Annotated in this window: 24 protein-coding genes and 1 pseudogene; 11 read left to right on the top strand and 14 right to left on the bottom strand. The window is 72.4% G+C overall.

Features of this window, described 5'->3' with window-relative positions:
- Positions 1–93 precede the first annotated feature (93 nt).
- The 3 genes from ACLJPY_RS28145 to ACLJPY_RS28135 are packed head-to-tail and all read left to right on the top strand — an operon-like array spanning position 94 to position 3,427.
- A complete protein-coding gene (locus tag ACLJPY_RS28145; RefSeq protein ID WP_410592899.1) occupies positions 94–1,656 on the top strand; it encodes an acyl-CoA synthetase in 1,563 nt (520 codons plus the stop codon).
- 11 nt (positions 1,657–1,667) lie between these two features.
- Complete coding sequence (locus ACLJPY_RS28140; protein WP_410592898.1) at positions 1,668–2,660, top strand: LLM class flavin-dependent oxidoreductase; 993 nt, start codon at positions 1,668–1,670, stop codon at positions 2,658–2,660.
- An 11-nt stretch (positions 2,661–2,671) separates the two neighbouring features.
- A complete protein-coding gene (locus ACLJPY_RS28135; protein WP_410592896.1) occupies positions 2,672–3,427 on the top strand; it encodes an SDR family NAD(P)-dependent oxidoreductase in 756 nt (251 codons plus the stop codon).
- On the opposite strand, the gene ACLJPY_RS28130 is transcribed toward ACLJPY_RS28135, so the two are convergent.
- Positions 3,388–4,986: a long-chain-fatty-acid--CoA ligase gene (locus ACLJPY_RS28130; protein ID WP_410592895.1), complete on the bottom strand. Its 1,599-nt coding sequence runs from the start codon at positions 4,984–4,986 to the stop codon at positions 3,388–3,390. The genes ACLJPY_RS28135 and ACLJPY_RS28130 overlap by 40 nt on opposite strands.
- A 115-nt stretch (positions 4,987–5,101) precedes the next feature.
- Here ACLJPY_RS28130 and ACLJPY_RS28125 point away from each other — a divergent pair, with 115 nt between their 5' ends.
- On the top strand, positions 5,102–5,875 hold the full coding sequence (locus ACLJPY_RS28125; RefSeq protein WP_410592893.1) for a maleylpyruvate isomerase family mycothiol-dependent enzyme: 774 nt from the start codon (positions 5,102–5,104) through the stop codon (positions 5,873–5,875).
- 25 nt (positions 5,876–5,900) lie between these two features.
- On the opposite strand, the gene ACLJPY_RS28120 is transcribed toward ACLJPY_RS28125, so the two are convergent.
- The gene (locus ACLJPY_RS28120) at positions 5,901–6,569 is read right to left on the bottom strand and encodes a TetR/AcrR family transcriptional regulator (protein WP_410592891.1); all 669 of its coding nucleotides are present in this window, start codon (positions 6,567–6,569) and stop codon (positions 5,901–5,903) included.
- A gap of 129 nt (positions 6,570–6,698) precedes the next feature.
- On the opposite strand from ACLJPY_RS28120, the gene ACLJPY_RS28115 reads away from it, so the two are divergent.
- On the top strand, positions 6,699–7,607 hold the full coding sequence (locus ACLJPY_RS28115) for an SDR family NAD(P)-dependent oxidoreductase (RefSeq protein ID WP_410592890.1): 909 nt from the start codon (positions 6,699–6,701) through the stop codon (positions 7,605–7,607).
- Here ACLJPY_RS28115 and ACLJPY_RS28110 read toward each other — a convergent pair.
- Positions 7,579–8,649: an epoxide hydrolase family protein gene (locus ACLJPY_RS28110; protein ID WP_410592888.1), complete on the bottom strand. Its 1,071-nt coding sequence runs from the start codon at positions 8,647–8,649 to the stop codon at positions 7,579–7,581. The two genes, ACLJPY_RS28115 and ACLJPY_RS28110, sit on opposite strands and share 29 nt — an antisense overlap.
- A gap of 37 nt (positions 8,650–8,686) precedes the next feature.
- Between ACLJPY_RS28110 and ACLJPY_RS28105 the strand changes: the two genes are divergently transcribed.
- Both ACLJPY_RS28105 and ACLJPY_RS28100 read left to right on the top strand, forming a co-directional pair.
- Complete coding sequence (locus ACLJPY_RS28105) at positions 8,687–9,247, top strand: TetR family transcriptional regulator (RefSeq protein ID WP_410592887.1); 561 nt, start codon at positions 8,687–8,689, stop codon at positions 9,245–9,247.
- A 181-nt stretch (positions 9,248–9,428) separates the two neighbouring features.
- Positions 9,429–9,842 carry a hypothetical protein gene (locus ACLJPY_RS28100; RefSeq protein WP_410592886.1) on the top strand — a complete coding sequence of 138 codons (414 nt, stop codon included), beginning with the start codon at positions 9,429–9,431 and terminating at the stop codon, positions 9,840–9,842.
- On the opposite strand, the gene ACLJPY_RS28095 is transcribed toward ACLJPY_RS28100, so the two are convergent.
- The 4 genes from ACLJPY_RS28095 to ACLJPY_RS28080 form a co-directional block, all read right to left on the bottom strand.
- Positions 9,839–9,967: a hypothetical protein gene (locus ACLJPY_RS28095; RefSeq protein WP_410592885.1), complete on the bottom strand. Its 129-nt coding sequence runs from the start codon at positions 9,965–9,967 to the stop codon at positions 9,839–9,841. The two genes, ACLJPY_RS28100 and ACLJPY_RS28095, sit on opposite strands and share 4 nt — an antisense overlap.
- A 305-nt stretch (positions 9,968–10,272) precedes the next feature.
- Positions 10,273–10,674: a hypothetical protein gene (locus ACLJPY_RS28090; RefSeq protein ID WP_410592883.1), complete on the bottom strand. Its 402-nt coding sequence runs from the start codon at positions 10,672–10,674 to the stop codon at positions 10,273–10,275.
- 98 nt (positions 10,675–10,772) lie between these two features.
- On the bottom strand, positions 10,773–12,419 hold the full coding sequence (locus tag ACLJPY_RS28085; protein ID WP_410592881.1) for an alpha/beta hydrolase: 1,647 nt from the start codon (positions 12,417–12,419) through the stop codon (positions 10,773–10,775).
- Entirely contained in the window at positions 12,419–12,667 is a 249-nt protein-coding gene (locus tag ACLJPY_RS28080) for a hypothetical protein (RefSeq protein WP_410592880.1), read from the bottom strand. The genes ACLJPY_RS28085 and ACLJPY_RS28080 overlap by 1 nt, the downstream gene beginning before the upstream one ends.
- A gap of 362 nt (positions 12,668–13,029) precedes the next feature.
- Here ACLJPY_RS28080 and ACLJPY_RS28075 point away from each other — a divergent pair, with 362 nt between their 5' ends.
- Positions 13,030–13,791, top strand: coding sequence for a PIG-L deacetylase family protein (locus ACLJPY_RS28075; RefSeq protein ID WP_410592878.1), 762 nt, complete (start codon positions 13,030–13,032; stop codon positions 13,789–13,791).
- 93 nt (positions 13,792–13,884) lie between these two features.
- Here the strand turns inward: ACLJPY_RS28075 and ACLJPY_RS28070 are convergent, their stop codons facing one another.
- Both ACLJPY_RS28070 and ACLJPY_RS28065 read right to left on the bottom strand, forming a co-directional pair.
- Complete coding sequence (locus tag ACLJPY_RS28070; RefSeq protein WP_410592876.1) at positions 13,885–15,219, bottom strand: NtaA/DmoA family FMN-dependent monooxygenase; 1,335 nt, start codon at positions 15,217–15,219, stop codon at positions 13,885–13,887.
- 11 nt (positions 15,220–15,230) lie between these two features.
- A complete protein-coding gene (locus ACLJPY_RS28065) occupies positions 15,231–16,436 on the bottom strand; it encodes an LLM class flavin-dependent oxidoreductase (protein ID WP_410592874.1) in 1,206 nt (401 codons plus the stop codon).
- A gap of 165 nt (positions 16,437–16,601) precedes the next feature.
- Here ACLJPY_RS28065 and ACLJPY_RS28060 point away from each other — a divergent pair, with 165 nt between their 5' ends.
- From ACLJPY_RS28060 to ACLJPY_RS28050, 3 genes are all read left to right on the top strand, one after another.
- Positions 16,602–17,843, top strand: a complete 1,242-nt coding sequence (locus tag ACLJPY_RS28060; RefSeq protein WP_410592872.1) for a sulfite oxidase — start codon at positions 16,602–16,604, stop codon at positions 17,841–17,843.
- Positions 17,844–17,853: 10 nt separating this feature from the next.
- Complete coding sequence (locus ACLJPY_RS28055) at positions 17,854–18,036, top strand: hypothetical protein (RefSeq protein WP_410592870.1); 183 nt, start codon at positions 17,854–17,856, stop codon at positions 18,034–18,036.
- Between the two features lie 74 nt (positions 18,037–18,110).
- Positions 18,111–19,421, top strand: coding sequence for a hypothetical protein (locus tag ACLJPY_RS28050; protein WP_410592868.1), 1,311 nt, complete (start codon positions 18,111–18,113; stop codon positions 19,419–19,421).
- Between the two features lie 35 nt (positions 19,422–19,456).
- Here the strand turns inward: ACLJPY_RS28050 and ACLJPY_RS28045 are convergent, their stop codons facing one another.
- The 5 genes and pseudogenes from ACLJPY_RS28045 to ACLJPY_RS28025 form a co-directional block, all read right to left on the bottom strand.
- Positions 19,457–20,080: a transglycosylase SLT domain-containing protein gene (locus ACLJPY_RS28045; RefSeq protein WP_410592866.1), complete on the bottom strand. Its 624-nt coding sequence runs from the start codon at positions 20,078–20,080 to the stop codon at positions 19,457–19,459.
- 58 nt (positions 20,081–20,138) lie between these two features.
- Positions 20,139–21,341 carry a beta-propeller fold lactonase family protein gene (locus ACLJPY_RS28040; RefSeq protein ID WP_410592864.1) on the bottom strand — a complete coding sequence of 401 codons (1,203 nt, stop codon included), beginning with the start codon at positions 21,339–21,341 and terminating at the stop codon, positions 20,139–20,141.
- Between the two features lie 2 nt (positions 21,342–21,343).
- Positions 21,344–22,120 (bottom strand): polysaccharide deacetylase family protein, encoded by a 777-nt coding sequence (locus ACLJPY_RS28035; protein ID WP_410592862.1) that lies wholly within the window; start codon positions 22,118–22,120, stop codon positions 21,344–21,346.
- A 76-nt stretch (positions 22,121–22,196) separates the two neighbouring features.
- A complete protein-coding gene (locus ACLJPY_RS28030; protein ID WP_410592860.1) occupies positions 22,197–22,652 on the bottom strand; it encodes a GreA/GreB family elongation factor in 456 nt (151 codons plus the stop codon).
- A gap of 70 nt (positions 22,653–22,722) precedes the next feature.
- A pseudogene (locus tag ACLJPY_RS28025) lies at positions 22,723–23,109 on the bottom strand (FAD-dependent oxidoreductase); the annotation flags it as partial.
- Positions 23,110–23,150 lie beyond the last annotated feature (41 nt).

Genomic DNA, 23,150 nt, shown 5'->3' with positions numbered 1-23,150 from the left:
TTGTCTGACCAATCGTCCAAGAAAATCTTGACATTCGTCCAAACGGCGGTCATGGTCTTCACCAGCCACCGGCGAAGTTCGGGAGGGACGACGATGTCTCTGTTCTTCTACCTGGAGAAAGGCGCCTCCCTGGACCCCGGGGCGCCCTGCTTGACCCTCGACGGGACCTCCCGGTCCTACGGCGAGGTCGTGGAGCTCGCCGAGGCCGTCGCCCGCGCGCTGCGGCGCTCCGGCGTCGCCCCCGGGGACAAGGTCGGCATCCTTTCGGCGAACGACCCGACCGCCTTCACCTGCGTCTTCGGCATCTCCCGGGCCGGCGCCGTCTGGTGCCCGATCAACCCGCGCAACGCCGCGAGCGAGAACGCCGAGCTCCTGGACCTCTTCGACTGCACCACCCTGCTCTTCCAGCCCGCCTTCGAGGACCTGGTCCGCAAGATCGCCCCGGACCTGCCGAAGCTCACCACGCTCGTCCGCCTCGGCGAGAGCGGCGGCGCAAGCGACGGCGAAAACGACGATGACGGCTTCGCGCCCGGCTTCGACGCCTGGCTCGACGCCGCCCGCGATGACCCCGCCGCCGCGGCCGCGCCGCCGGACGACGTCGTCGCCCTCGTCGGCACCGGCGGGACCACCGGCCGGCCCAAGGGGGTCATGCTCACCGGCCGCAACCTCGAGGTCATGTCGGCGATCACGCTGATGAGCTACCCCTTCGAGGGGCGCCCGGTCTACCTCGCGCTGGCCCCGCTGACCCACGCCGCCGGCGTCCTCTGCTTCCCCGTCCTGGCCCGCGGCGGCGAGGTCGTGATCATGCCTCAGCCCGACGTCGGCCGGTTCCTGGAGCTGATCGAACGCCACCGCGTCACCCACACGTTCCTGCCGCCGACGCTCATCTACCTCGTGCTCGGCCACGAGGCCCTGGACGGCACGGACCTGTCGTCGCTGCAGTGCTTCTGGTACGGCGCCGCGCCGATGTCGACGGCCCGGCTGACCGAAGCCCTCGACCGGATCGGCCCGATGGCGCAGCTGTTCGGCCAGTCCGAAGCCCCGATGATGATCTCGACGATGTCGCCCGCCGAGCACCGGCGGCCCGACGGCACCGTCCACACCGGACGGCTGGCGTCGGCGGGGCGGCCGTCTCCGCTGGTCACCGTGGCGATCCTCGACGACGCTGGAAACGCCGTCCCGCGGGGAGAACGCGGCGAGATCTGCGTCCGCGGGTCGCTGGTGATGGCCGGCTACTACCGCAACCCCGAGGCCACCGCGGAGGCGTCGGCCCACGGCTGGCACCACACCGGCGACATCGGTTTCCTCGACGGCGAAGGCTTCCTCCACATCGTCGACCGCGCCAAGGACATGGTCATCACCGGCGGGTTCAACGTCTATTCCGCCGAAGTCGAACAGGCGGTGCTGGCCCACGACGCCGTCCGCGACTGCGCGGTGATCGGCCTGCCCGACGACAAGTGGGGTGAGCGCGTCACCGCCGTCGTGCAGCTGCGGCCCGGCGCCGAACTGGACACCGGCGAGCTGATCGCGTTCGTCAAGGACCGCATCGGCAGCGTCAAAGCACCCAAGCAGATCGAGGTCTGGCCCGACCTGCCCCGCTCGACCGTCGGCAAGGTCCTCAAGGCCGACATCCGCACGACCCTCACCGCCCGCTGAAGGGAACCACCATGAAACTGGCGCTCTACCTGCCCAACTTTCGCGACGAGGTGACCGTGCGGGAGCTCGAAGACCTCACCGCGCTGGCCGAGGACCTCGACTTCGACTCGGTCTGGACGCTCGACCGGATCATCGTCCCGGAGACGTCGGACACCCAGGAGATGGAGTACGCCTTCGGCATGATCGAGGGCTTCCCCAAGGGCCTGCCGGTCAGCTCGCGCGGCGAGTTCCTGCAGGGCATGCCGCTCATCCCCTGGCTGGCGGCGAAGACGTCGAAGGTGCGGATCGGGATGAGCATCATCGACACGCCCTACCGCGCACCCGGCGTCCTGGCCGCCGAACTGGCGACCATCGACCACCTTTCGGGCGGCCGGCTCAACGTCGCCGTCGGCTCCGGCTGGATGCCCGAGGAGTTCGCCGCCGCGAGCGCGTCGCACCTGTTTCCCAAGCGGCACAAGCACGTCCGGGAGACCCTGGAGATCATGCAGGGCATCTGGACCAACGACCTGTTCGAATACCACGGCGAATTCGCCGACTTCGGGCGCAGCGGGTTCGGCGCCAAGCCGGTGCAGAAACCGCACCCGCCGATCTTCTTCAGCGGTCTCAAGGACGCCAAGCGCTCGGCCGCGCGCATCGCGAAGTACGGCCTGTCCGGCTGGATCGGCATCCAGGACTCGCCCGAGGACATCCGGCGCTGGCGCACCGAGATCCAGCGCGAGCTCGAGGCGCTCGACACCCCGCGGTCGGTCGACGACCTCGAGATCGCCAGCATGATCTGGTTCGTCATCACCGACGAGGACACCGACCAGAGCCCGCTGGGCAAGGGCACCAACCTGCTCGCCGGTTCGCAGGCGCAGATCACCGACCAGCTCAAGCGCTACCGGGAAGCCGGGCTGACGATGCCGTTCCTGTGGCCGCCCTTCCAGGACGTCCCGGTGGCGAAGACGCTCGACGACATGAAGCGGCTCAAGGAAGAGATCCTCCCCAAGATCGACGCGATGTGAAAGGGACCAGCATGTCCGAACTCGAAGGAAAGCGCGTCTTCGTCACCGGCTCCGGTGCCGGCATCGGCAAGGCGATCGCGGCGCTGTTCACCGAACGCGGCGCCCGGGTCGTCGTGAGCGACCTCGACTCCCTTTCGGCCAAGCAGGCCGCCGACGAGATCGGCGCGGCCGGTGTCGCCAACTGCGACGTCACCGACGAAATCCAGGTCCAGTCGGCGATCCAGCAGGCGGTCGACCTCCTCGGTGGCCTCGACGTCCTGGTCAACAACGCCGGCATCGAGGTGTCGTCGCCGCTGCTGCAGCAGCCGACGGAGAGCTTCGACAAGATCTTCGCGGTCAACGTGCGCGGCACGTTCGTGACGATGAAGGCGGCGATCCCGCACCTGGTGGAGTCCAAGGGCAACATCGTCAACATCGCCTCGATCGCGGGCATCGGCGGCAGCCCGCTGCTCGGCTCCTACTGCGCGACGAAGGCCGCGGTGATCCAGCTGACCCGGGTGGCGGCGGTGGAGATGCGGCCGACGGGTGTCCGGGTCAACGCGGTCTGCCCGGGCTTCGCCGACACGGCCATGGTCGAGCGCCTGGTGCCGGACTTCGAAGCGGCGACCCAGGTGCCTTTCGGCGACCTGGTCGCGGCCAAGCAGGGCCGGCTCGGCACCCCGCAGGACATCGCGGAGGTGACGGCGTTCCTGGCGTCCGACCGGGCGAGCTGGGTCACCGGCAGCCACTACGTCCTCGACGGCGGCTTGACCGCGTCGCTGGTCTGACGTTCGGCCACGGTGTAGGCGATGGCCGGCCCGGCGCGCTCCCAGAGCACGTCCGGGCCGGTCAGGCCCTCGGCGGCGAGCCGGCGTTTGAGGACCTTGAACGTCGAGGTCCGCGGCAGTTCCCGGACCGTGCGCACGTACCTGGGCACCTGTTTGGGACCCAGGTCCGGCTGGGCGGCGAGGAAGCGGCCGAACTCGGCGGGGTCCAGCGGGCTGCCGCCGGTGACGACGGCGGCCATCACCTGGTCCCCGGTCACCGGGTCGGGTACCGCGTAGACGGCGGTGTCGGTGATCGCCGGGTGCCGCAGCAGGATGCGCTCGATCGGGGCCGTGCCGAGGTTCTCGCCGTCGATGCGGAGCCAGTCGCCGAGCCGCCCGGCGAAGTAGCAGAACCCGTCGGCGTCGGCGTAGGCGAGGTCGCCGGTGTGGAACCGGCCGTCCCGCAGCCGTTCCGCGTCGGCTTCGGGATCGCGGTAGTACCCGGCGAACCAGCCGGCGCCGGCCGTGTTGACCAGTTCCCCGACGGCCTCCCCGGCGTTGCGGAGCCGGCCGTCGGGACCGAACTCGGCCGGCGGGCACGGCCGGCCGGTGTCCGGGTGCAGGATCGCCACGTCCCCGGCCGGGCGGCCCAGCGAACCCGGCGGGGTGCCGTCGGTGCGGGCGAACCCCACGCCGCCCTCGGTCGAGCCGAACGCGTCGACCACCCGGCAGCCGAAGCGCTTTCCGAACGCCTCCAGGTCGGCGCTCGCTCCTTCGTTCCCGTAGACCACTCGCAGCGGGTTGTCCGCGTCGTCCGGGCGCGGGGGAGTGGCGAGGACGTAGGACAGCGGCTTGCCCACGTAGCTGGCGTAGGTCGCGCCGAACCTGCGGACGTCGGGCAGGAAACCGGACGCGGAGAACCGGCGGCGCAGGGCGATGCCCGCGCCGGCCGCGAGCCCGACCGCCCAGCCGGCCATCACGGCGTTGGAGTGGAACATCGGCATCGTCACGTACACGGTGTCCGATGAGGACAGTCCGAAGCGCTCGGCGAGCATCGCGCCCGGGAAGGCGATCTTGCCGTGGGTGCAGCGCACGGCCTTCGGGTCGCCGCTGGTGCCGGAGGTGAAGATCAGCATGAGCAGGTCGTCCGGCGCCGCGGGCACCGGGTCGATCGGCTCGCCCGCCGGTAGCTGCGACGCCAGGTCCCGCACGCCGGTCCCGCCGAGGTCCAGTCCGGCCAGCAGCGGCCGGTACTTCCGCTCGGCGAGCACGAACTGGCAGTCGGCGAGCCGGACGTCCCGCGCCAGCGCGGCCCCGCGCCGGGTGGGGTTCAGCCCGACCAGGACGGCGCCGGCGAACGCGCAGCCGCCCAGGAGGATCGAAAACGCCGGGACGTTGTCGGCCAGGATGCCGACGTGCGGCGGTTCGCCGGGGCGCAACGCCGCCCGCAGCCCGGCCGCGCAGCGCGCCGAGGCCCGGACGTGCTCGGCCCACGACCACGTCCCGTCCTCGAACCGCAGGCCCGGGCGCTCGTCGCCGGCCCGCGCCAGCAACAGCTCGGTGACCGTCGGGACACCCATCCGCACCTCCCGGCACCGGCGGCCATAACTGAAACGTGTTCTACTTTTACCACGGCGCGTGCCGCGGGGTCCACCGCGCCGGAACACCCGCGCTCGCGCGCGAGTTGTGCGTGGCATGAGTCAACTCGTGGATCGCACGCTCGCCGCCCTCCGCTCCGAGCACGACACGCTCGCCGGCCTCGTCCGGACCCTCACCGACGACCAGCTGGCCGCATCCAGCGGTGCCGCGGAATGGACCGTCGCCCAGGTCCTGTCCCACCTCGGCAGCGGTGCCGAGATCGGCCGCGCGCCCATCGCGCGCGCCGCCGGCGAGACCGTGCCTGCCGAAGACAACCAGACCATTTGGGCCCGTTGGGACGCGTCCGCGCCGCGCGCGCAGGCCGAGGGCTTCCTGGAGCACAACGCCCGCTGGCTCGAAACCGTCGAGGCGTTCACGCCCGAGCAGCGTTCGTCGCTCACCGTCGACCTCGGCTTCCTGCCGGAGCCGGTGCCGCTGGTGACCGCGCTGGGCATGCGGCTCAGCGAAGTCGCCAACCACTCGTGGGACGTGCGCGTCGCCTTCGACTCCGCTGCCGGGGTGGACGCGGAGTCGGCCGCCGTGCTCGTCGACCTCCTGGCCGGGCCGGTCGGGTTCATGCTGAGCTTCCTGGCGAAGCCGGCCGAGCTCGCGAAGCCGGTGTCGGTCGCGGTGCCCGGTGGTGCCCTGGTGATCGACGACGCGGTCACCCTGGTCGAGGACCTCGAGGCGCCGTCGGCGACCTTCACCGGACCGGCGGAAGCGTTCGTCCGGCTGCTCAGCGGCCGGCTCAAGGCGCCGTACGACCACGGTGTGCGCGTCGAGGGTGGCGTGACGCTCGAAGAGCTGCGCCGGGTGTTCCCCGGATTCTGACCGAATCCCGCGAGGGCGCCGTGGCTCAGCCGTTGCGCGCCATGGCGCCCGCGATCAGCAGCGCCAGCCCGTTCTCCAGTGCCGGTGCCAGGTCCAGGCGGAGCGCGGCCAGCGCCGGGTCCGCCTCGTACGCGGCGAGGGCGCTGGGGGACGGGCGGCAGTGGGTCCACAGCCCGCCGGCCAGGATCATCGCCAGCAGGCACACCGAGCCCGCTTCGCCGCCGACCTCGGGCACCGACCGCTCGAGCAGCCCGGCCATCGTCTCCAGCCCGCCGAGCGCGGAGCGCTTGAACCGCACCACGACGTCGGTCGAGACGTTGTGCTCCAGGACGCCCGCCTGCGCGCCGATGAGGTCGCACAACACCGTGCGGCGGGCCAGCGAGTGCGCGACCACCGCCGCGAACGCCTCGGCCCGCTCGCGCGGCGGGCGGTCCGGGTCGACGCCCGCCGCCACCTCGTCGGCCACCTCGGCCAGCCAGTCCCGCAGCGCGCGGTCGAGCAGTTCGAGCAGCACGGCTTCGCGGGATTCGAAGTAGCGCAGGACGTTCGACTTCGCCAGGCCGACCCGGCGGCTGAGCTCGTTGAGGCTGATCTCGGCCACCGGCATCTCGTCGAGCATCGTCAGCGCCGTGTCGAGGATCGTGCGGCGCCGCTCCTCCCGCTGCTCCGCGCTGCGCGCCCGCTGGAACGTCATGCGACCAGCCTAACGCCCCCGCCGGAGAATTGGAGACCGACGGTCTCTTGACAGCAGACCGGCGGTTCCTTAGCGTCGGAGTCATAACAGACCGTCGGTCCGCAAGGGCCGCGACCGAGGAGGACTGCCATGAGCGAGAACTGGACCGAGCGGGCCGTGCCGAGCCAGCGCGGCCGGGTGGCCGTGATCACCGGCGCCAACACCGGCCTCGGCTTCGACACGGCGAAGGTGCTCGCCGCGCGCGGCGCGACCGTGGTGCTGGCCGTCCGCGACGTCGGGAAGGGCAAGCAGGCGGCCGCGCGGCTCGGCGCGCAGGCCGACGTCACGGTGCAGGAACTCGACCTGGCGTCGCTGGAATCCGTCCGCGCCGCCGCGGCCGACCTGCACACCACGCTGCCGAAGATCGACCTGCTGATCAACAACGCCGGCGTCATGTACCCGCCCCGGCAGACCACCCGGGACGGGTTCGAGCTGCAGTTCGGCACGAACCACCTCGGGCACTTCGCCCTGACCGGGTTGCTGCTCGACCTGCTGCTGCCGGTCGAGGGCTCGCGCGTGGTGACGGTCGCCAGCATCGCCCACCGCATCCGCGCGGGGATCCACTTCGACGACCTGCAGTGGGAGAACTCCTACGACCGCGTCGCCGCCTACGGGCAGGCGAAGCTGGCCAACCTGATGTTCGCCTACGAGCTGCAGCGCCGCCTCGCCCCGCACGGCACGACGACGTCGCTCGCGGCGCACCCCGGCGTGGCCCGCACGGAACTGATGCGCAACTCGCCGGCCGTGCTGCGCGCGCTCTTCCCGGTGGTGGCCCCGCTGTTCACCCAGAGCTCCGAACGCGGCGCGCTGCCGGTCCTGCGTGCGGCCACCGATCCCGCCGCGCTCGGCGGCCAGTACTACGGCCCGGCGGGCCCGGGCGGGTACCGCGGCCGCCCGCAGGTGGTGGCCTCCAGCCCGCAGTCCTACGACGTGGCGGTCCAGCAGCGGCTCTGGGCGGTCTCGGAGGAGCTCACCGCGGTGAAGTTCCCGGTCGGCTGAGCCGCTCGCCCAGCTCGATCGCCCGCCGCAGGTCGCGGGCGTAGGCCTCGGGCTGCTCCCAGGCCGCGAAGTGGCCACCCACCGGGTGCTCGACGTAGTCGACGACGTTCAGGAACGCCTCGGCGTAGCTGCGGGGTTCGGGTTTCGTGTCCTGGGCGAACACCGACAGCACCGTCGGCGTCCCGATCCACGGGGGCACGGCGGCCGGTTCGGTGTAGGTGGCGAAGGACGTGCCGATCGTGCCGGTGACCCAGTAGGCGCTCACCCACGTGAGCAGCTCGTCCGTCGTGAAGGCGTCCTCGCCGGACCACGACAGGAGTTTCTCGGTGATCCACGCGGCGAGCCCGGCGGGGGAGTCGCCGAGGGCGACGGCGAGGGTGTTCGGCCGCGTCGACTGCTCGGCGATGTACCCGCCGTCGGTGCGGAACCACTGCGCGGCCCGGGCGAGGTAGGCCGCCGCGTCGGGCGGCAGCTTCGCCGGGTCTGCGGTGAAGGCGTGCTGCGGGGCCACGTTCGTCAGGTGCAGGGCGGCCACGCGCTCCGGGTGGGCGGCCGCGAGGATTTCGGCGACGACGCCGCCGACGTCCCCGCCGGACAGCGTGTAGCGGGTGTGGCCGAGCGCCTCCAAGGCGTCCGCGAGGAGCTCCGCCATCCGTCCGGCCGACATGCCGGGGGCGGTCAGCGGGGGTGCGAACGGGAAGCCGGGCAGGGCCGGGACCACCACGTGCACGTCGTCGAGCAGGGGCAGGACGCGCTCGAACCGCAGCACCGAGTCCGGCCAGCCGTGCAGCAGCACGACGACCGGGGCGCCGGGATCGGCGGCCCGCCGGTGGACCACCCGCAGCTGCGTGCCGCCCGCCGGCACCGTCTCCCACGGCAGCTCGCCGATGCGGCGTTCGTGCACCGCCCAGTCGTAGCCGTTCGCCCAGTGGCCGAGCAGTGCGTCGAGGGCGGTGCCGTCGATCCCGCGGGCCGGATCGTCGCGCCACGGAGTCGGGACGCGCCGGGTGTGGTGGAGCCGTTCGCTGAGGTCGCTGGTCATGTGTATCACCGTACACATGATGTGTATGCTGGTACACATGACTTCGCGCAACGCCGCCGCCACGCGGTCCCGGATCTTGGCGGAGGCGCGGCGGCAGTTCGCCCGGCACGGGTTCACCGCGTGCACGGTCAAGGGCGTCGCCGACGCGGCCGGCGTGTCACCCAACCTCATCACGCGGTACTTCGGGGGCAAGGACGGCCTGTTCCTCGCGGCGACGCAGGTGGAAATCCCGGTCTCGGACTCCTTCGACGGCGACCGCGCGACCCTGGGTGCGCGGCTCGCGGCCGGCATCGTCCGGCGCTGGTCCGGCGGCGCGGGCGAGGATCCGCTGCTCGTCCTGCAACGCGCGTGCGGCGAACGCCCGGAGGCGGCCGAAGCGCTGGCCGCCTTCCTCGACGCGAACTCACTGGAGCCGTTGCACCGCTACCTGAGCGACAGCGGGCTGTCCGACGCGGAGGCCCGCCGCCGGGCGGAGGCGATCGACGCGTTCGTGCTCGGCGTCTCGACCCGTCGCCGGGTCCTGCGGTCCGAGCTCGGCGACCCGGCCGAGCTGGAGGCGTGGCTGGCCGCGACCATCCAGCGCCTGGCCGACGGATGAGCCCCGGCTGCGCGTGGAAGACTCCGGCCATGGGGATGACGTCTTCGGAAGCCTTGCTGGTCAAGCCTTCGGTCCGCGCGCAGCTGCCGAACCTGCTGCTGCTGGCCGGGTTCCTGGTGCTCGAGGTGGTCGTCGCCGCGCGGGGCTGTTTCCGACCTGGCTGGCGATCGCCTGCCCCGCCGTGTTCGTCGTGGCGCTGGGCATGGCGGTCGTCTCGGTGCTGCGGTCCCGCGGCGAGCCGTGGCACGTGCGGCTCGGGGTGGACGGCGTCGAAGCGCGCGGGTTCGCGCCGGTGCCGTGGTCCGCGCTGGCGGAGGTGCGGATCTCCCGGCCGCGGCCGCGGTGGTTGTTCGTCCTGCAGCCGACGCGGCTCCGGGTGATCGCGTTCGTACCACGCGAACCGGGCGCCGTGCCCGCGACCGTCGTCTTCGATCCGTTCTGGAACAGCAAGAAGTCTTCGAGCCGCATGACGCGGTTGCGCACGAAGCCCTACGGCAGCCCGTTCCTGGTGCTCACGCAGACCGTCGACGCGACGCCGGAGCAGATCGCGGACGCCGTCCGGCGCCTGAGTGACGTACCGGTGGTCGAGGCCTAGTGTTCTTCGGTCGCCTGCGCGGGTTCCGGGTTGGCGGGCGGCGCGCTGCGGCGGAGGTCCGCTTCGGTCCGGATCCGGGTGCGGTTCGGGTTGGCGACCATGGTGGCGGTGGAGTTCTCGTTCACGTCCTTCGGTTACCCCGAAGGCGGGTCCACCGAACAGTGACCCGCGGCACGGCCCGGGTGCGCTGATCCGCTGAACCCCGGCGCCGCTGGTGACTCGGTGCGAGCAAACGAAATCATCCTCGCCGACCCGCGTTCCTCCCGCGCCGCGGCGGCCGACGTCGCCGCCGCGCGGGACCGGCTCGCGGGACGCTGGTCCGGCGGCTCCGGCAGCTGCACCCGGCCGGGCCGGCGGAAGACGTCGGGTAATCGGCCGGCCGCCTGGTGCAGGCGTCCGGGAGCTGCCGGTCGCGTGGTGACCGCCGCCGTCAGGACGAGGGGCCGGTGCGCCAGGCGCACGGGGTCGTGTTGCCGAGGGTGAGGCGGTTTTCGAGGCCGGCCTGGAGGCTCATGAGGTAGCCGTCGCGGCTGGCGTTGATGAACAGGTCGCCGGGGCGGCTGTCGGTGCCGGCGGCCCAGCCGTGGGCGGACCACCAGGCTTTGAGCGCGTCGAAGTAGCTCTCGTTGCGGGCCGCGACGATGCCGTTCACCCAGAAGCTGATGCCCACCATGACCTGGCCGGTGGGCTTGTCCGCGGAGTCGGTGCAGTTGAGCGGTTGCGGCGGCAGCTCTTCGAGCGTGAAGCCGGGCGGGAAGGTGCCCGCGGCGGCCTCGCGGATCTGGGCGGCCGCGGCGTCGCGGGCCTCGGCCAGGGAAAGGGCAGGTTTCATGTCGTCTCCGCATCCGGCCGTGGCGGCCAGCAGTACCGCGAGGAGCAGCAGCGACCGGAGGAAGTCCGGCGCCCTGGCGGGTCCTCGGCTCGGAGCTGTCACGGTGCGCCCGCGATGACGGTGGCCATTCCGCGCAGCGACGGGGAACCCGGCGTCCAGTAATCGCTGTGGCCCGCCGTCGGGTCCGACGGGAAGGAGCGGCCGCCGAACCAGCCGGTCGTCGGGTCCGGGCCCAGCGGGTCGACGCGGTCGAGCGCCGGGGTGCCGAAGTTCGTGAACGCGGGCACCGGGTCCACCGCCGACTTGGTCGCGTACACGTGGTGGCCCACCTGACCGGCCGGGACGCCGTCGAGGTGCAGGTCGCCGGCGTGCTGCACGCCGGCGCCGGGGCTGGCGACCAGGACGAGGTTGTCCGCGGGCAGGCCGAGGTCGCGGGCGGTCTGGCCGACGACGGTGGTGCCGTAGCTGTGGCCGATCACCGTCGAGTTGACCGGGATCGGGTCGTGGCTGGCGCCGAGGCCGTCCTGGAAGCGGCGCAGCCCGGGCTCGGCGTGATCGGCGAAGCTCGTGCTGGCGGCGTCGGGGACGATGCTCTGCGGCGCGTCGTAACCGGCCCAGGTGATGACCGAGGTCGGCACCGGGTTGAGCCGGCCGGCGCTCTGGTTCATGATGTCGGCCCGCTGGAGGTCGGTGGCGAAGCCGTCGAGCCCGGCGTAGGTGCCGGGGACGTAGGTGGCGACGTTCCGGGCGTGGTCGGGGTTGCCGATGGCGACGATGGCGTGGCCGGCGCCGGCGGTGTCGAGGCCGAGCAGGTACGCGGGTGGCTGGCCGGGCAGCGGGCGGGCGAGCCGCTCGTCGATCGCGTCGAGTCCCTGCAGCTTCTTGTCGACGGCGGCCGCTTCGCGTTCGAGGTCGAAGTACTCGCTCTGCTTAGCCGGATCGGCCCGGTCCAGTGCGGTCATGCGGTTGCGCAGGTCTTCGCGCCGGTGCTGCAGGTCGGTGTACTGCCGGCCGAACACCGCGCGGTTGGCCTTGTCGCGGACGTCGGCGGGGAGGCCGTCCATGGCGCCGAGCGCGGCCGGCCGGTCGTGCAGGAGGATCGCCCGGCCGGCGGGCGACAGGCTGGCCCACCACGCGGCGGTCTGGGACGGCGTCGCGTTCGGCGGCGGTTCGGGCAGGGTGAGCCCGGGATCGACGGCGCCGGCCGCGGCCGCGGCGGCCACGGTGGGTTCGTCGCCGGTGCCGAACTCGCCCGCTTCGGCGCGTTCCAGGACGGCGGCGAGGTCCTGGTCGATGTCGTCGGCGGTGCGCAGGGCCTGGGTGATGTCGTCGACGACCTGCCGGTGGGCCCGGGCCCGGTCGCCGGGGTCGAACTCCGGTGGCGGCTGTCCGGCGGGGAAGGTGTCGGTGACCGCGCCGGTGTCCGAGATGCGGTAGCCGTACTTGCGGGCGTACTCCTCGGCGTCGGCCACGGCGCGCTGCACGCCGGTGATGGCGTCGGCCGCCTGGGCGACGGCCTTGCCGATGATGCCCGCCCCGGCCGCCAGCTTGTCGATGCGGGCCATCAGCGCCCGGTGCGCGGACGCCGCGGTGTCGGCGGCCGGCCCCGCCCAGCCGTCGACGGGAACGGTTCTGCCGTAGTCGTCACCGGAGTGGACCAGCACGTCCAGCCGGCGGCGGATCGTCGCGTGGATTTCGTCGAGCCGGGCGGTGTTCCACCGCTTGACGTCGGAAAGCGAAACCATCAGCGCGGGCCCCGCAGGGATCCGGCGCCGGCCAGGTCGTCGCGGCCGGCCCGGTCGGTGGCCTGGTAGCGGTCGGCGGCCGTGGCCAGGCTTTCGGCCTGGGTCTCGGCGTCGGCGCACCAGGACCGGAACGTCGTCGTCCACGCCTCGCCCGTGGCGGGGGCGGTCCCGGCGGTGGTGCCGCCCGGCATGGCCGTCGCCAGCCCGCGGATCGGCTCCCCGCAGTCGGCGCCCCGCAATTCGGCCACCGCGTCACCCGCAGATCTGCGCGCGGAACGCAGTGCCTCCGGAATCGTGTGAAAACCCATTTGTCCCTCCCCGTAGCGACTTGGTCACGGTAAGACACAGATATGCCGCAGGGCAACCGGAAGGGCGCGGGAGAGGGCGGTTGACCTGCTTCTGTCCAATTCTTTCGGGTGATTGTCCGCTGTGTTGTCTTCCTGATGTGACACCGAATCGGCGCACCACTAGCGGGGGCGAACACGTCGTCGGAGCGGTTTTCGATCACGATTTCCGCGGTGCGAGGCGTCCCATTCTTCCGCGGTCCGGCTCGGAGATCCGTTCGGGTGCTTGCGGCGAACGGATGATCCCCTGACCCGAATGGGGCAAGATGGCCGGCATGACTTTGCCTGCCCTTCCCGAGGACACTTTCCGGCGCGTGCTCTGCGTCGTCGCCCACCCCGACGACATGGAGTACGGCACGTCCGCGGCCGTCGCCCGCTGGACGTCACGCGGCATCGAGGTCGGCTACCTCCTGCTCACCCGCGGTGAAGCCGGCATGCCGAACCCGCCGGAGGAGACGGCCCGCCTGCGCGTCGCCGAGCAGGAGGCCGCTTGCGCGGCCGTCGGCGTCGAGCACCTGACCGTGCTGGCGCACCCGGACGGCGTCCTGGTCTACGGCCTCGACCTGCGCCGGGACATCTGCCGCGAGATCCGCCGGTTCAAGCCCGACGCCGTCTTCGGCGCCGGCTTCGAAGTGCTCACGCCCTACGGCTTCGACCAGGCCGACCACCGCGCGGCCGGGCTCGCGACGCTCGACGCGATCCGCGACGCGGGCAACCGGTGGATCTTCGCGGACCAGGTCGAGGACGAAGGGCTCGAACCGCATTCCGTGCGCTGGTACCTCACCCCCGGCGGCCCGGACGCCACCCACGGCGTCGACGTCACCGGCGAGCCGCTGCGCCGCGGCGTGGCCTCGCTCGAGGCCCACGCCGCGTACCTGGCCGCGCTCCCGGACCACCCGGCCCCGGCGGAGTTCCTCGCGGAGTTCGCCGCGATGAGCGGCAAGGCCATGGGGGTCGAGCACGCCGTGCTGTTCCGCGCCCACGACCTGCAGGCACCACCGGAGCTGCCCACCGACGCGCAGGAGTGACCGGGGCCGGTGCGCCGGCCCGGAAAGCGACGCCGCCCCGGCAGCTCGATGCCGGGGCGGCGTCGTTCGCGTGGTGCTCGAACCCGGTGGTCGTCAGCCGTCGAGCCCGAGGTGGGAACGCAGCGTCGAGCCGGTGTACTCGGTCCGGAACGAGCCGCGCTCCTGCAGCAGCGGGACCACCTTGTCGGCGAACTCGTCGAGCCCGCCCGGGGTGACGTGCGGGACCAGGATGAAGCCGTCGCTCGCGTCCGCCTGGACCAGGTCGTCGATCGACGCCGCCACCGTCGACGGGGACCCGATGAACGTCTGGCGGCCGGTGACCTCGATGATCAGGTCACGGGTGGAAAGGTTCTTCGCCTCGGCGAGCTGCCGCCATTCGCGGGCCGTGGCGACCGGGTCGCGGTACATGCGGACGCTGGCGCGCCCCGGGGCGATCGTCGACTCGCCGACCACGGGATCGGTCGACGGCAGCGGGCCGTCCGGGTCGTGGCCGGACAGGTCGGTGTTCCACACCTGCTCGAGGAACTTGATCGCGGTCTGCGCGCTGACCTGCTGCCGCCGCACGACGTGGGCGCGTTCGTGGGCGTCGGCGTCGGTGTCGCCGAGCACGAAGGTCGCCGCGGGCAGGATCACCAGCTGCTCCGGCGTGCGGCCGTACTTCGCCAGCCGGCCCTTGACGTCGGCGTAGAACGCCTGCCCGGCTTCGAGGGTGCCGTAGCGGCTGAAGATCGCGTCGGCGGTCGCCGCGGCGAATTCGCGGCCCTCGTCGGAGTCGCCGGCCTGGATGATCACCGGGCGGCCCTGCGGGCTGCGCGGCACCGGGAACCGGCCCTCGATGTCGAAGTGCCGGTCGTGGTGGGCGAACGCGCCGGCCCGGGGGTCGCCCAGGAACACGCCGCGGCCGGCGTCGGCGGCGATCTCGTCGCCGCGCCAGGAGTCGAACAGCTCCCAGGCGGTCCGCAGGAACGTCTCGGCGCGCTCGTAGCGCTGGTCCTGGGGCAGGAACCCGCCGCGGCGGAAGTTCTCGCCGGTGAAGGCGTCCCACGACGTGACGACGTTCCACGCGGCGCGCCCGGCGGACAGGTGGTCCAGCGAAGCGAACTGCCGGGCCACCTCGAACGGCTCGTTGAACGTCGAGTTGATCGTGCCGGCCAGCCCCAGCCGCTCGGTGACCGCGGCCAGCGCGGAGAGCACGGTGAAGGTGTCCGGGCGGCCGACGACGTCGAGGTCGTAGATCTGCCCGTTCTGCTCGCGCAGCCGCAGGCCTTCGGCCAGGAAGAAGAAGTCGAACTTCGCGCGCTCGGCGGTCTGCGCGAGCTTGACGAAGGAGCTGAACTCGATGTGGCTGCCGGCTTCGGGGTCGCTCCACACGGTCGTGTTGTTGACGCCGGGGAAGTGCGCCGCGAGGTGGATCTGCTTCCGGGTCATCTCGGGCCTCCTCAGACGGCGGTGTAGCGGTTGGCGGGCCGGGAAAGCCCGAGCAGCCCGCGCAGGGTGCCGGCTTCGTACTCGGTGCGGAAAGCGCCGCGGGACCGCAGTTCGGGCACCAGGCCCCGGGTGATCGCGGTCAGGTCGTGCGGGACCGCGCCCGGCCGCAGCCGGAAGCCGGAGAGCCCGGCGGCCTGCCAGTCGAGCAGCAGGTCGGCCAGCCCGGCCGGGGTGCCGGTGAAGATGTGCGCGTCCGAGGTGTACTGCGCGCCGAACCGGTCGTCGAGCCGGGCCTTGCGGTCCGCGGCCGCCTGCTCGGTCTCGTCGAGGAACACGACGACGTCCCCGAAGACGTGCAGCGTCTCGCCGCCGCGGCCGGCGCGGTCCTGCTCGTGCCGGACTTCGGCGACGATCGCGGCCGCCTGCGCGCGGTCGAACGGAGTCACGTGGACGACGTCGGCGGAGCGGGCCGCCAGCCGGTAGGGGATCGCGGCGTGGGCGAGCGCGGTGACCAGCGGCTGGCCCTGCGGCGGCCGCGGCGTGATCGACGGGCCCTTGACCGAGAACCAGCGGCCGCTGAAGTCGATGTAGTGCAGCTTCTCGCGGTCGACGAACCGGCCGGTGGCGACGTCGCGGATTTCGGCGTCGTCCTCCCAGCTGTCCCACAACCGGCGCAGCACCTCGACGTAGTCCGCGGCTTCGTCGAAGAGGTCCGCCAGCGGGCTCGGCTTGTCCGGCTCGGCGGAGTCCTCGAGCCGGAACTCGCCGAATTCCCGCCGTCCGAAGTGCCGGTTGTCGTCCGCGCGCCCGGCGACCTGCACCCGCACGCCGGCGCGCCCGGTGCTGACGTAGTCGAGGGTGGCGATGGCCTTCGACAGGTGGAACGGCTCGGTGTGGGTGACCACCGCGGTCGGCACGAGCCCGATGTGCGAGGTCAGCGGCGCGACGCGGGCGGCGATGAGCACGGCGTCCAGGCGGCCCTGGACGATGTCGGTGCGCTCGCCGGGCCGGTCGAGGTAGCTCACCGTCTGCAGGGCCAGCGAGTCTTCGAGCGTGACGAAGTCCAGCTTGCCCGCCTCGGCTTCGCGGACCACGTCGGTCCAGTAGCCGGCGGTGAGCAGCTCCCGGGGCCGGGCGCCGGGTTCCCGCCATGCGGCGGGGTGCCAGCCTGCTCCGTCCAGCGCGACGGCGATCCGCGGTCCCGTTCCTGGTGCCATTCCCGCGTTCCCCTTTCTCCTCGGCTCTGTCCGCAGTGTGCGCCGGATTCCGCGGTCCGGGCGCGCGCGATCAGCTGCTGGGACGGCGGCGGGGCCCGGGAATAAAACCGTTCCGCAGGGTGGACGCCCTGGCCGCGGGCAGCGGTGATCCCGAGAATGCCCCGCATGACGGCGTTGACCGAAGAGACCGCCTACGACCGGGTGCGCCTCGCGCAGTGGCAGACCGGCCAGGCGCGCATGCCGGGACTGAACCGGCGCACCGTGCTGCGCCTGACGGCGGCCGGCGGCCTCGCGCTGGCCGCGGCCGCCGCGGCGACCCCGGCGGCGTCGGCCGCGAGCCCGATCGTCAAGCCGCTGCCGCCGGAGCTGTTCGACGTCTACGGCACCAACGCCGAGATGCGCTGGGAAGCGATGCGCGGGCAGGGCTACCTGACCCCGATCGACCGGTTCTTCGTCCGCGACCACACGTCGACGCCGGTCCTGGACGCCGCCGGCTGGCGGCTGCGGCTGTTCGGCTCCGGATTGCGCGGCGGGCCGGTCGAGTTCGGCTACCGGGAGCTGCGCGCACTGCCGTCGGAGACGATCACGGCGTTCATCGAGTGTGCGGGCAACGGACGGAGTTTCTTCGCCGCCCAGCAGGGCCAGAGCGTCAGCGGAACGGCGTGGAAGCTCGGCGCGGTCGGCGTCGCCCGCTGGCGCGGCGTCCGGCTGGCGACGGTGCTCGCGCGGGCCGGGCTGTCCCGTGACGCGGTGGACGTGCTCCCGGAAGGCCTCGACCCGGACTACGTCACGGGCGGGGTGAACCTCGGCAAGGTGCGCCGGCCGCTGCCGGTGGCCAAGGCGCTGGAAGACGTCCTGCTGGCGTACGAGATGAACGGGCAGCCGCTGCCGCCCGACCACGGTTTCCCGGTGCGGCTGGTGGTGCCGTCGTGGGCCGGCATCTCCTCGGTCAAGTGGCTCGGCCGCATCGAGGTGTCGGCGACGCCGCTGGTGTCGCCGTGGAGCACGCAGTTCTACCGCCTGCTGGGCCCGGACTACCCGCCCGAGGGCACGCTGGTGACCGAGCAGGTGGTGAAGAGCGCGTTCGAGCTCCCGTGGGGCGCAACGCTGCCGGCCGGGCAGCGGCAGGTGCTGCGCGGCCGTTCCTGGTCGGGCCACGGCCGCATCCGCCGCGTCGAGGTGAGCACGGACGGCGTCACGTGGCAGCCCGCCAAGCCGATCGGCCCGGCGCCCGACCGCGGCTGGCGGCAGTGGGAGTTCCCGTGGCGGCCGCGCACGGCCGGCCCGTACACGCTGCGCGCCCGGGCCACCGACATCACCGGCGCGAGCCAGCCGGACGTCGCACCGTACAACACGCAGGGCTACCTGTTCGGCGCGGTCGTCCGCCACCCGGTGACGGTCTCCTGAAGGGGGCACGATGAAGCGGATGGTCCGCGCACTCGCCCGGGCATTGACGGGGTTCGGCTGGGTCTTCGTGCCGCCGGTCCCGCCGTTCGAACCGGGAATGGGGGTGCCGCTGCCCCGGCCGGAGGTCGACGTTCTGCGGGTGCCGCTTTCGCGCCGGGAGCGGGAGACCTTCCGGCGGATCGTCTCGGGCTGAAGCCCGGCTGCCGGGCCGCGTACCGCCGTCTTCGGCGGTTGTATCCGGGGCGTCCGGCGCGCACAGTCTTGAGCATGGGCAGGGCGAAGCACGACCCGGGCGGGCACCCGAACCGCCGGAGCCGCAGCAAGGTGATCGACGCCGTCGTCAGCGTGATGGTCGAAGATCCGTACGAGGATCCTCAGAAGCAGGCGCTCCGGTTCTTCCGGCCGGAGATGTGGACGGCCCTCCGCCGCGACGCGGCCGGTGGGTCCGTGCTCGCCGTCGGCGACGTCGCCACGCTTGTGAAGCTCCTGACCGGAGATCTGCGGAGGATCGTCGCGACGGCTGTCGTCATCACCTTGCTGCACCAGCTGGGGCTGCCCCTTCCCCTGGCCAAGGTCATCGGCAAGCTGGTGGCCGGCTGGCTGTTCGCGCGGCTGGGCGGTGTCGACGCATGGGCGACGAGGGTTCAAGTCGTCGGGGTGCTGGCCGAAGCCGCGAACGGTGAGCCGGCCGACTGCGCGTATCTCGCCGGCATGATGAAGCAATTCAGCGAGAACGAGTTCGGTCGTCGGCTTCAAGAGGGCCCGGGGCCGGGGCCGGGCAAACCTCCCGGGCCCTGGTCGACGGTCGATCCGATGCCACCAAGATCGAACCCCGACCCGATCTCGCTGCTGGAACCGGATGCCTTGCCACAGCCGTTGTGGCGACGGGGTGACGTGGTGGAGCCGAAGGCCGCCGATACCGCGGTCGTTGCCGAGCTGGAGGTCGATGCTTCGCCTGCGACCGAGAAGCCTTCACCCGGAGCGAACCCGGAGGCGCCTGCTCCGGTCAAGCCGGAGCGGGCAAGGCCGGTACCGACGCCCCCAGGGAAGAACCGCCAGGCCGAAGATGTCCGGCGACGAACCCGAGAGCGCGACCGCGGTTCGGCGACGGATTTCCCGCCGGGTTGGCGCCTGGCGGACGATGATCGGCAGGCGGCACCCGAGCCCGACTGCAACGAAGGTGACAGCTTCGAACCGAAGACTTCCGCGGAGTCCGCCCCGGCTGCGTCAGCCGGGCCGGAATCGCCGGCCGATTTTGCCGACAGAACTCCGCAAACGCAACCGCGCCTTCCGGACGACAGACTCATTCTCGGCACCGGTGCCTCGTTGTCGGACCTGTCCGGGATCGGTTCGGAGGCCGGCCGCGACCAGTCGGCGGAGGAGCTCTGCACGGTCGAATCAAGCTGGACCGCGATTCCCGGGTCACCCGAGGATCTACCGTGGATTGCTCCGACTGAGTTCGAACCGAACCCGGCGGATTCACTTCAGGTCGATGAAGACGGTTTGCCGCACCCGGACAGAATCGAAGAAGATGAACCACCTCACCTCGACAGCGGGCAGGAGGGAATCGCCCTCTGACCGTTTCGCCACTGGCGGGGTTTCCTTCCCGCGCGTTACCGCTGTCCCAGTGCGGCGTCCGCCTTGGCCCAGTTGCTCCGCAGGGTGTCCAAATAGGTCTGTGCCTGAGCACCCGGCCGGGTGCCGCGGGCGAACGCCTTCATGTTGCCCGGACCGGCGTTGTAGCCGAGCGCGAGCAGTTCGTCGGTGGTGAGACCGCTCGGGTGCTTCGCCGGGAGCTGGGCGGCCAGGTCGTGCAGGTACCACGCCGCCGAGCGGATCGCCAGGTCCGGGTCGTCGGGGAGCTCCTGCCAGTCGCGGGCGGCGAACGCGCGGCCCTCCTTGGTCTGGTCGAACGTGGCCCGGTGCATGTTCGCGACGCCGAAAGCCGCGTCCGGCTTGACGTTCTGCCACGCCCGCTCGAGCTCGGGGTCGTGGGGCTTGTACGACTCGTTGTAGAGGATCGCCATCAGCAGCCGGGGTGACACGCCCGCTTCGGCGGCCCGCGTCCGCACCTGGGGGGCGAACCGGGCCGGATCCTGGTTCCGGCCCGCCGAAGCCGAAGCCGACGACGACGACGAAGGCACCGACGCCGACGGGGTCACCGCCGGAGGCTCGGCGCCGCAGCCGGTCAGCAAGGCCATCAAGGCGCCGAGCGCCACCCACTTCGCCCGACGCATGCGGTCCCTCCTTCGACCAAGAGAACGAACCGGTTGAGCGGACGCTGAGGACGCCCGGCTACCGCATGATGCCCGTGTGGCCCAGGGAATACCGGCCCGGCTGCGGCCAGACGCACAGGCCGTGCGGCTCGTTCCCGACCGGGATCCTGGCCAGCAGCGCACCATCCTTTGTGGACAGGACGTAGACGACCCGGTCGTAGCGCCCGGAAAGCCACAGCTGCGTGCCGTCGGCGGTCACGTTGCCCATGTCCGGGCTGCCGCCGCCCGGGATGTGCCACACCGTCACCGGCGCGCCGGTGTAGGCGTCGAGGACGCTGACGCTGCCTTCGTGCCTGTTGGTCACGTACAGCTGCTTCGCGTCCCGCGACAGGTAGAGCCCGTGCGCACCTTTGCCGGTCGGGATGAACCGCAGCACCTTCGTCGCCGCGCCGTCGAGGACCCAGAGGCCGTTCGCGTCGGAGTCCGCGATGTAGTACACCGAGCCGTCGGGCGCGAGCTTGATGTCCTGCGGGCCCATGTGCGTGTTGCGGTGCGGCATGTCGATCATCCGCAGCAGGTGGTGCGAAGCCACGTCGACCACCGCGACCCGGCCCGCGAACTCGCACGTGAAGACCGCCGTGCGGCCGTCGGGGGAGAAGTCGGCGTGGTCGACCCCCGTGCACTCCGGGACGGGCGTTTCGTCGTGCTCCTGCCACGTGTGCGGGTCGTACCAGACCAGCTTGCGCAGCCGCTCCGCCACCGAGATCGCGTACCGCCCGTCCGGGGTGAAGTACATGTTGTACGGATCCACCACCGGGAACGCCTTGCCGGGCAGGCCGGTCTTCGGGTCGAACGGCAGCACGTGGTCGGCGCGGTCGTCGGTGGCGTACAGCGTGTGCAGGTCCCACGACGGCACCACGTGCTGCAGTTCCTTGCCGGCCGGGTACTTCCCGACGACGTGGAAGTTCGCCGGGTCGATCACCCAGACGTCGCCCGAGCCGCTGTGCGGCACGTAGACCAGTGGCTTGTCGCCGGCGACCGCGGGCGAGAGCATCCCGGCGCCCGCCGCGGCGTCGACGTCGTGCGCGTCGGTGACGGCGGGCATGCCGGGCAGCGGGTTCCCCGCCGGCGCCGGCGGGGTGGGCAGGTGGGGCACGGACGTGCCCGGGCCGCCGCTCATGTCCGGCATACCGGGCATGGACGAGCCGCTGTCCGAGGAACAGCCGGCGAGCAGGGCACTGAGGACGGTGCTGAAGACCACGGCGGTCAGCCGGACGCGCATCGCTACGCCAGCAGTTCCGACGCGGTGACCGGGGTGAGGCCGCGGTCCGCCAGTGCGGTCAGGATGCCGGGGAGCGCGGCGACCGTGCCCGGGTGCCCGAGGTGCATGCTGACCACGCTGCCCGCGCGCGCCTTCGCCACCGCGGCGCGGATGGCGGCCGGCCCGGGGTCCTTCCAGTCCAGCGAATCGATGTCGTAGGACAGCACTCGCGCGTACCCCGCCTTGCCTGCTTCGGTGAGTTCTTCCGGTGTGGCGTGCTGGCCCTGGGACTGCCGGAAGAAGGCACCCGGCGAGCCGGTCAGTTCGGCCAGTTTGTCCCGGCAGCGCTGGATCTCCGCGTACATCGGCTCCGGTTTGTAGCCCGAGAGCGCGGGGTGGCTCCAGGTGTGGTTGCCCAGTTCGTGCCCGCCGTCGCGGACCATCCGGGCGGCGTCCGGGTGCTCGGCGAGCCACGTGCCCACCGCCAGCACGGTGATCCGCGCGCCGTGCTGGTGCACGACGTCCAGCACCTGGCGGGTGACCTGGAGATCACCCGCACCGTGGAACGTCAGCGCGACCTGCGGCCGTCCCGAGGACGAGCGGACGAGCTCGGTGGCCGGTCCCTGCGGCCGCGGCGACGACGACGATGGCGACGGCGGGGGCGCGCTCGAAGACGGCGTCGCCGATCGGGGAACCGGAGCGGCCGGAGCCGGTGCCGGCCCGGGTGCCGAGCACGCGGTGAGCGCGGCAGCGCCCAGCGCCACCCCGAACAGGCGGCGCCGGGTGAGCGGGTCCTCCACAAAACCTCCAACACGAACGGACGGCGCCGAACCCTTTCGCATCCGTGCTGTGAGGACGCTGAGAGACCTCCGGCGGCTACCGGGCCGGCCGCCGGAACTTCCCGTAGGGCTGCGCGTCGACGAGTATGACGCGGACCGTGGCGCCGCCCGGCACCCGGTGGGTCCGCTCCTCGCCCGGCCGCGCCCCGGCCAGTGCCCGGCCCAGCGGGGAGTCCGGGGAGCAGACCTCGAGGTCGTCCTGTTTCGTTCCGGTGCGCACGCCGAGCAGGAACGTCTCGGCGGTGTCCGTGCCGTCGTACCGGACGGTGAGCACCATGCCCGGTTCGGCGATCCCGTCGTCGGGCGGGTCCTCGCCGACCACGGCCGCGCGCAGGATGTGGTCGATCCGGCGGATCCGGGCCCGCCGGTGGCGGTTCTGCACGATGCTGTCGGGATCGTCGCCGGTGCTCCGCGCGCGGACCAGGTCGGCGCGCTCGGCGAGCAGGTCGCGGTGGGTGCGGGGCGTCAGCCACGGGCGGGCCGAGGTCGTCATGGTGATCTCCTTCCGGACGTCCGTGGGGGCCGGACGAGGGGGAGGCGGCCCGGCCCCGGGCGTCGTCGAGCGGGGCGTCCGGGTGCCGGAACTCCATCGTCCCGGCCACCCGCAGACCCCGGCGGTACGGCGTGCGGGCCACCCGGACGCCGGGCAGGTTGAGCGGGTTCGGCACCGGGCGGTCCGTCGGCACGGTGAAGGAGCAGCCCCGCCCGGCACGCACTCCGACGGTGACACCGAACCGGCGGCCGAGCTCGCCCAGCCAGGCCCCGGTCGCCAGGACGACGGCGTGGGCGGACAGCGTCTGCCCGGCGGCCGACCGCACGGCGACCGCGTGCGGGTGCGGGCGCACCGAGGTGACGGCGAACCGGTGGCGGATGGTGCCGCCGCGGCTGACGACCGAACGCGCCAGTGACTCGGCGAAGCGCCCCGGGTCGGTGTACCGCCGGCCGTCGAGCCGGACCCCGGCGCCGCCGGGGACGTCGACCTGCCGTGCTA

This window comes from Amycolatopsis sp. lyj-23, assembly GCF_046549135.1.
GTDB lineage: Bacteria > Actinomycetota > Actinomycetes > Mycobacteriales > Pseudonocardiaceae > Amycolatopsis.
Note: the sequence above shows the minus strand (reverse complement) of the source record. Positions and strands in the feature narration are given on the sequence as shown.

Bases quoted from the DNA above. Each gene is read 5' to 3' on its own strand.
- ACLJPY_RS28145 (WP_410592899.1), top strand. From the start codon at position 94: ATGTCTCTGTTCTTCTACCTGGAGAAAGGCGCCTCCCTGGACCCCGGG.
- ACLJPY_RS28140 (WP_410592898.1), top strand. From the start codon at position 1,668: ATGAAACTGGCGCTCTACCTGCCCAACTTTCGCGACGAGGTGACCGTG.
- ACLJPY_RS28135 (WP_410592896.1), top strand. From the start codon at position 2,672: ATGTCCGAACTCGAAGGAAAGCGCGTCTTCGTCACCGGCTCCGGTGCC.
- ACLJPY_RS28130 (WP_410592895.1), bottom strand. From the start codon at position 4,986: ATGGGTGTCCCGACGGTCACCGAGCTGTTGCTGGCGCGGGCCGGCGAC.
- ACLJPY_RS28125 (WP_410592893.1), top strand. From the start codon at position 5,102: ATGAGTCAACTCGTGGATCGCACGCTCGCCGCCCTCCGCTCCGAGCAC.
- ACLJPY_RS28120 (WP_410592891.1), bottom strand. From the start codon at position 6,569: ATGACGTTCCAGCGGGCGCGCAGCGCGGAGCAGCGGGAGGAGCGGCGC.
- ACLJPY_RS28115 (WP_410592890.1), top strand. From the start codon at position 6,699: ATGAGCGAGAACTGGACCGAGCGGGCCGTGCCGAGCCAGCGCGGCCGG.
- ACLJPY_RS28110 (WP_410592888.1), bottom strand. From the start codon at position 8,649: ATGACCAGCGACCTCAGCGAACGGCTCCACCACACCCGGCGCGTCCCG.
- ACLJPY_RS28105 (WP_410592887.1), top strand. From the start codon at position 8,687: ATGACTTCGCGCAACGCCGCCGCCACGCGGTCCCGGATCTTGGCGGAG.
- ACLJPY_RS28090 (WP_410592883.1), bottom strand. From the start codon at position 10,674: ATGAAACCTGCCCTTTCCCTGGCCGAGGCCCGCGACGCCGCGGCCGCC.
- ACLJPY_RS28085 (WP_410592881.1), bottom strand. From the start codon at position 12,419: ATGGTTTCGCTTTCCGACGTCAAGCGGTGGAACACCGCCCGGCTCGAC.
- ACLJPY_RS28075 (WP_410592878.1), top strand. From the start codon at position 13,030: ATGGCCGGCATGACTTTGCCTGCCCTTCCCGAGGACACTTTCCGGCGC.
- ACLJPY_RS28070 (WP_410592876.1), bottom strand. From the start codon at position 15,219: ATGACCCGGAAGCAGATCCACCTCGCGGCGCACTTCCCCGGCGTCAAC.
- ACLJPY_RS28065 (WP_410592874.1), bottom strand. From the start codon at position 16,436: ATGGCACCAGGAACGGGACCGCGGATCGCCGTCGCGCTGGACGGAGCA.
- ACLJPY_RS28060 (WP_410592872.1), top strand. From the start codon at position 16,602: ATGACGGCGTTGACCGAAGAGACCGCCTACGACCGGGTGCGCCTCGCG.
- ACLJPY_RS28055 (WP_410592870.1), top strand. From the start codon at position 17,854: ATGAAGCGGATGGTCCGCGCACTCGCCCGGGCATTGACGGGGTTCGGC.
- ACLJPY_RS28050 (WP_410592868.1), top strand. From the start codon at position 18,111: ATGGGCAGGGCGAAGCACGACCCGGGCGGGCACCCGAACCGCCGGAGC.
- ACLJPY_RS28045 (WP_410592866.1), bottom strand. From the start codon at position 20,080: ATGCGTCGGGCGAAGTGGGTGGCGCTCGGCGCCTTGATGGCCTTGCTG.
- ACLJPY_RS28040 (WP_410592864.1), bottom strand. From the start codon at position 21,341: ATGCGCGTCCGGCTGACCGCCGTGGTCTTCAGCACCGTCCTCAGTGCC.
- ACLJPY_RS28030 (WP_410592860.1), bottom strand. From the start codon at position 22,652: ATGACGACCTCGGCCCGCCCGTGGCTGACGCCCCGCACCCACCGCGAC.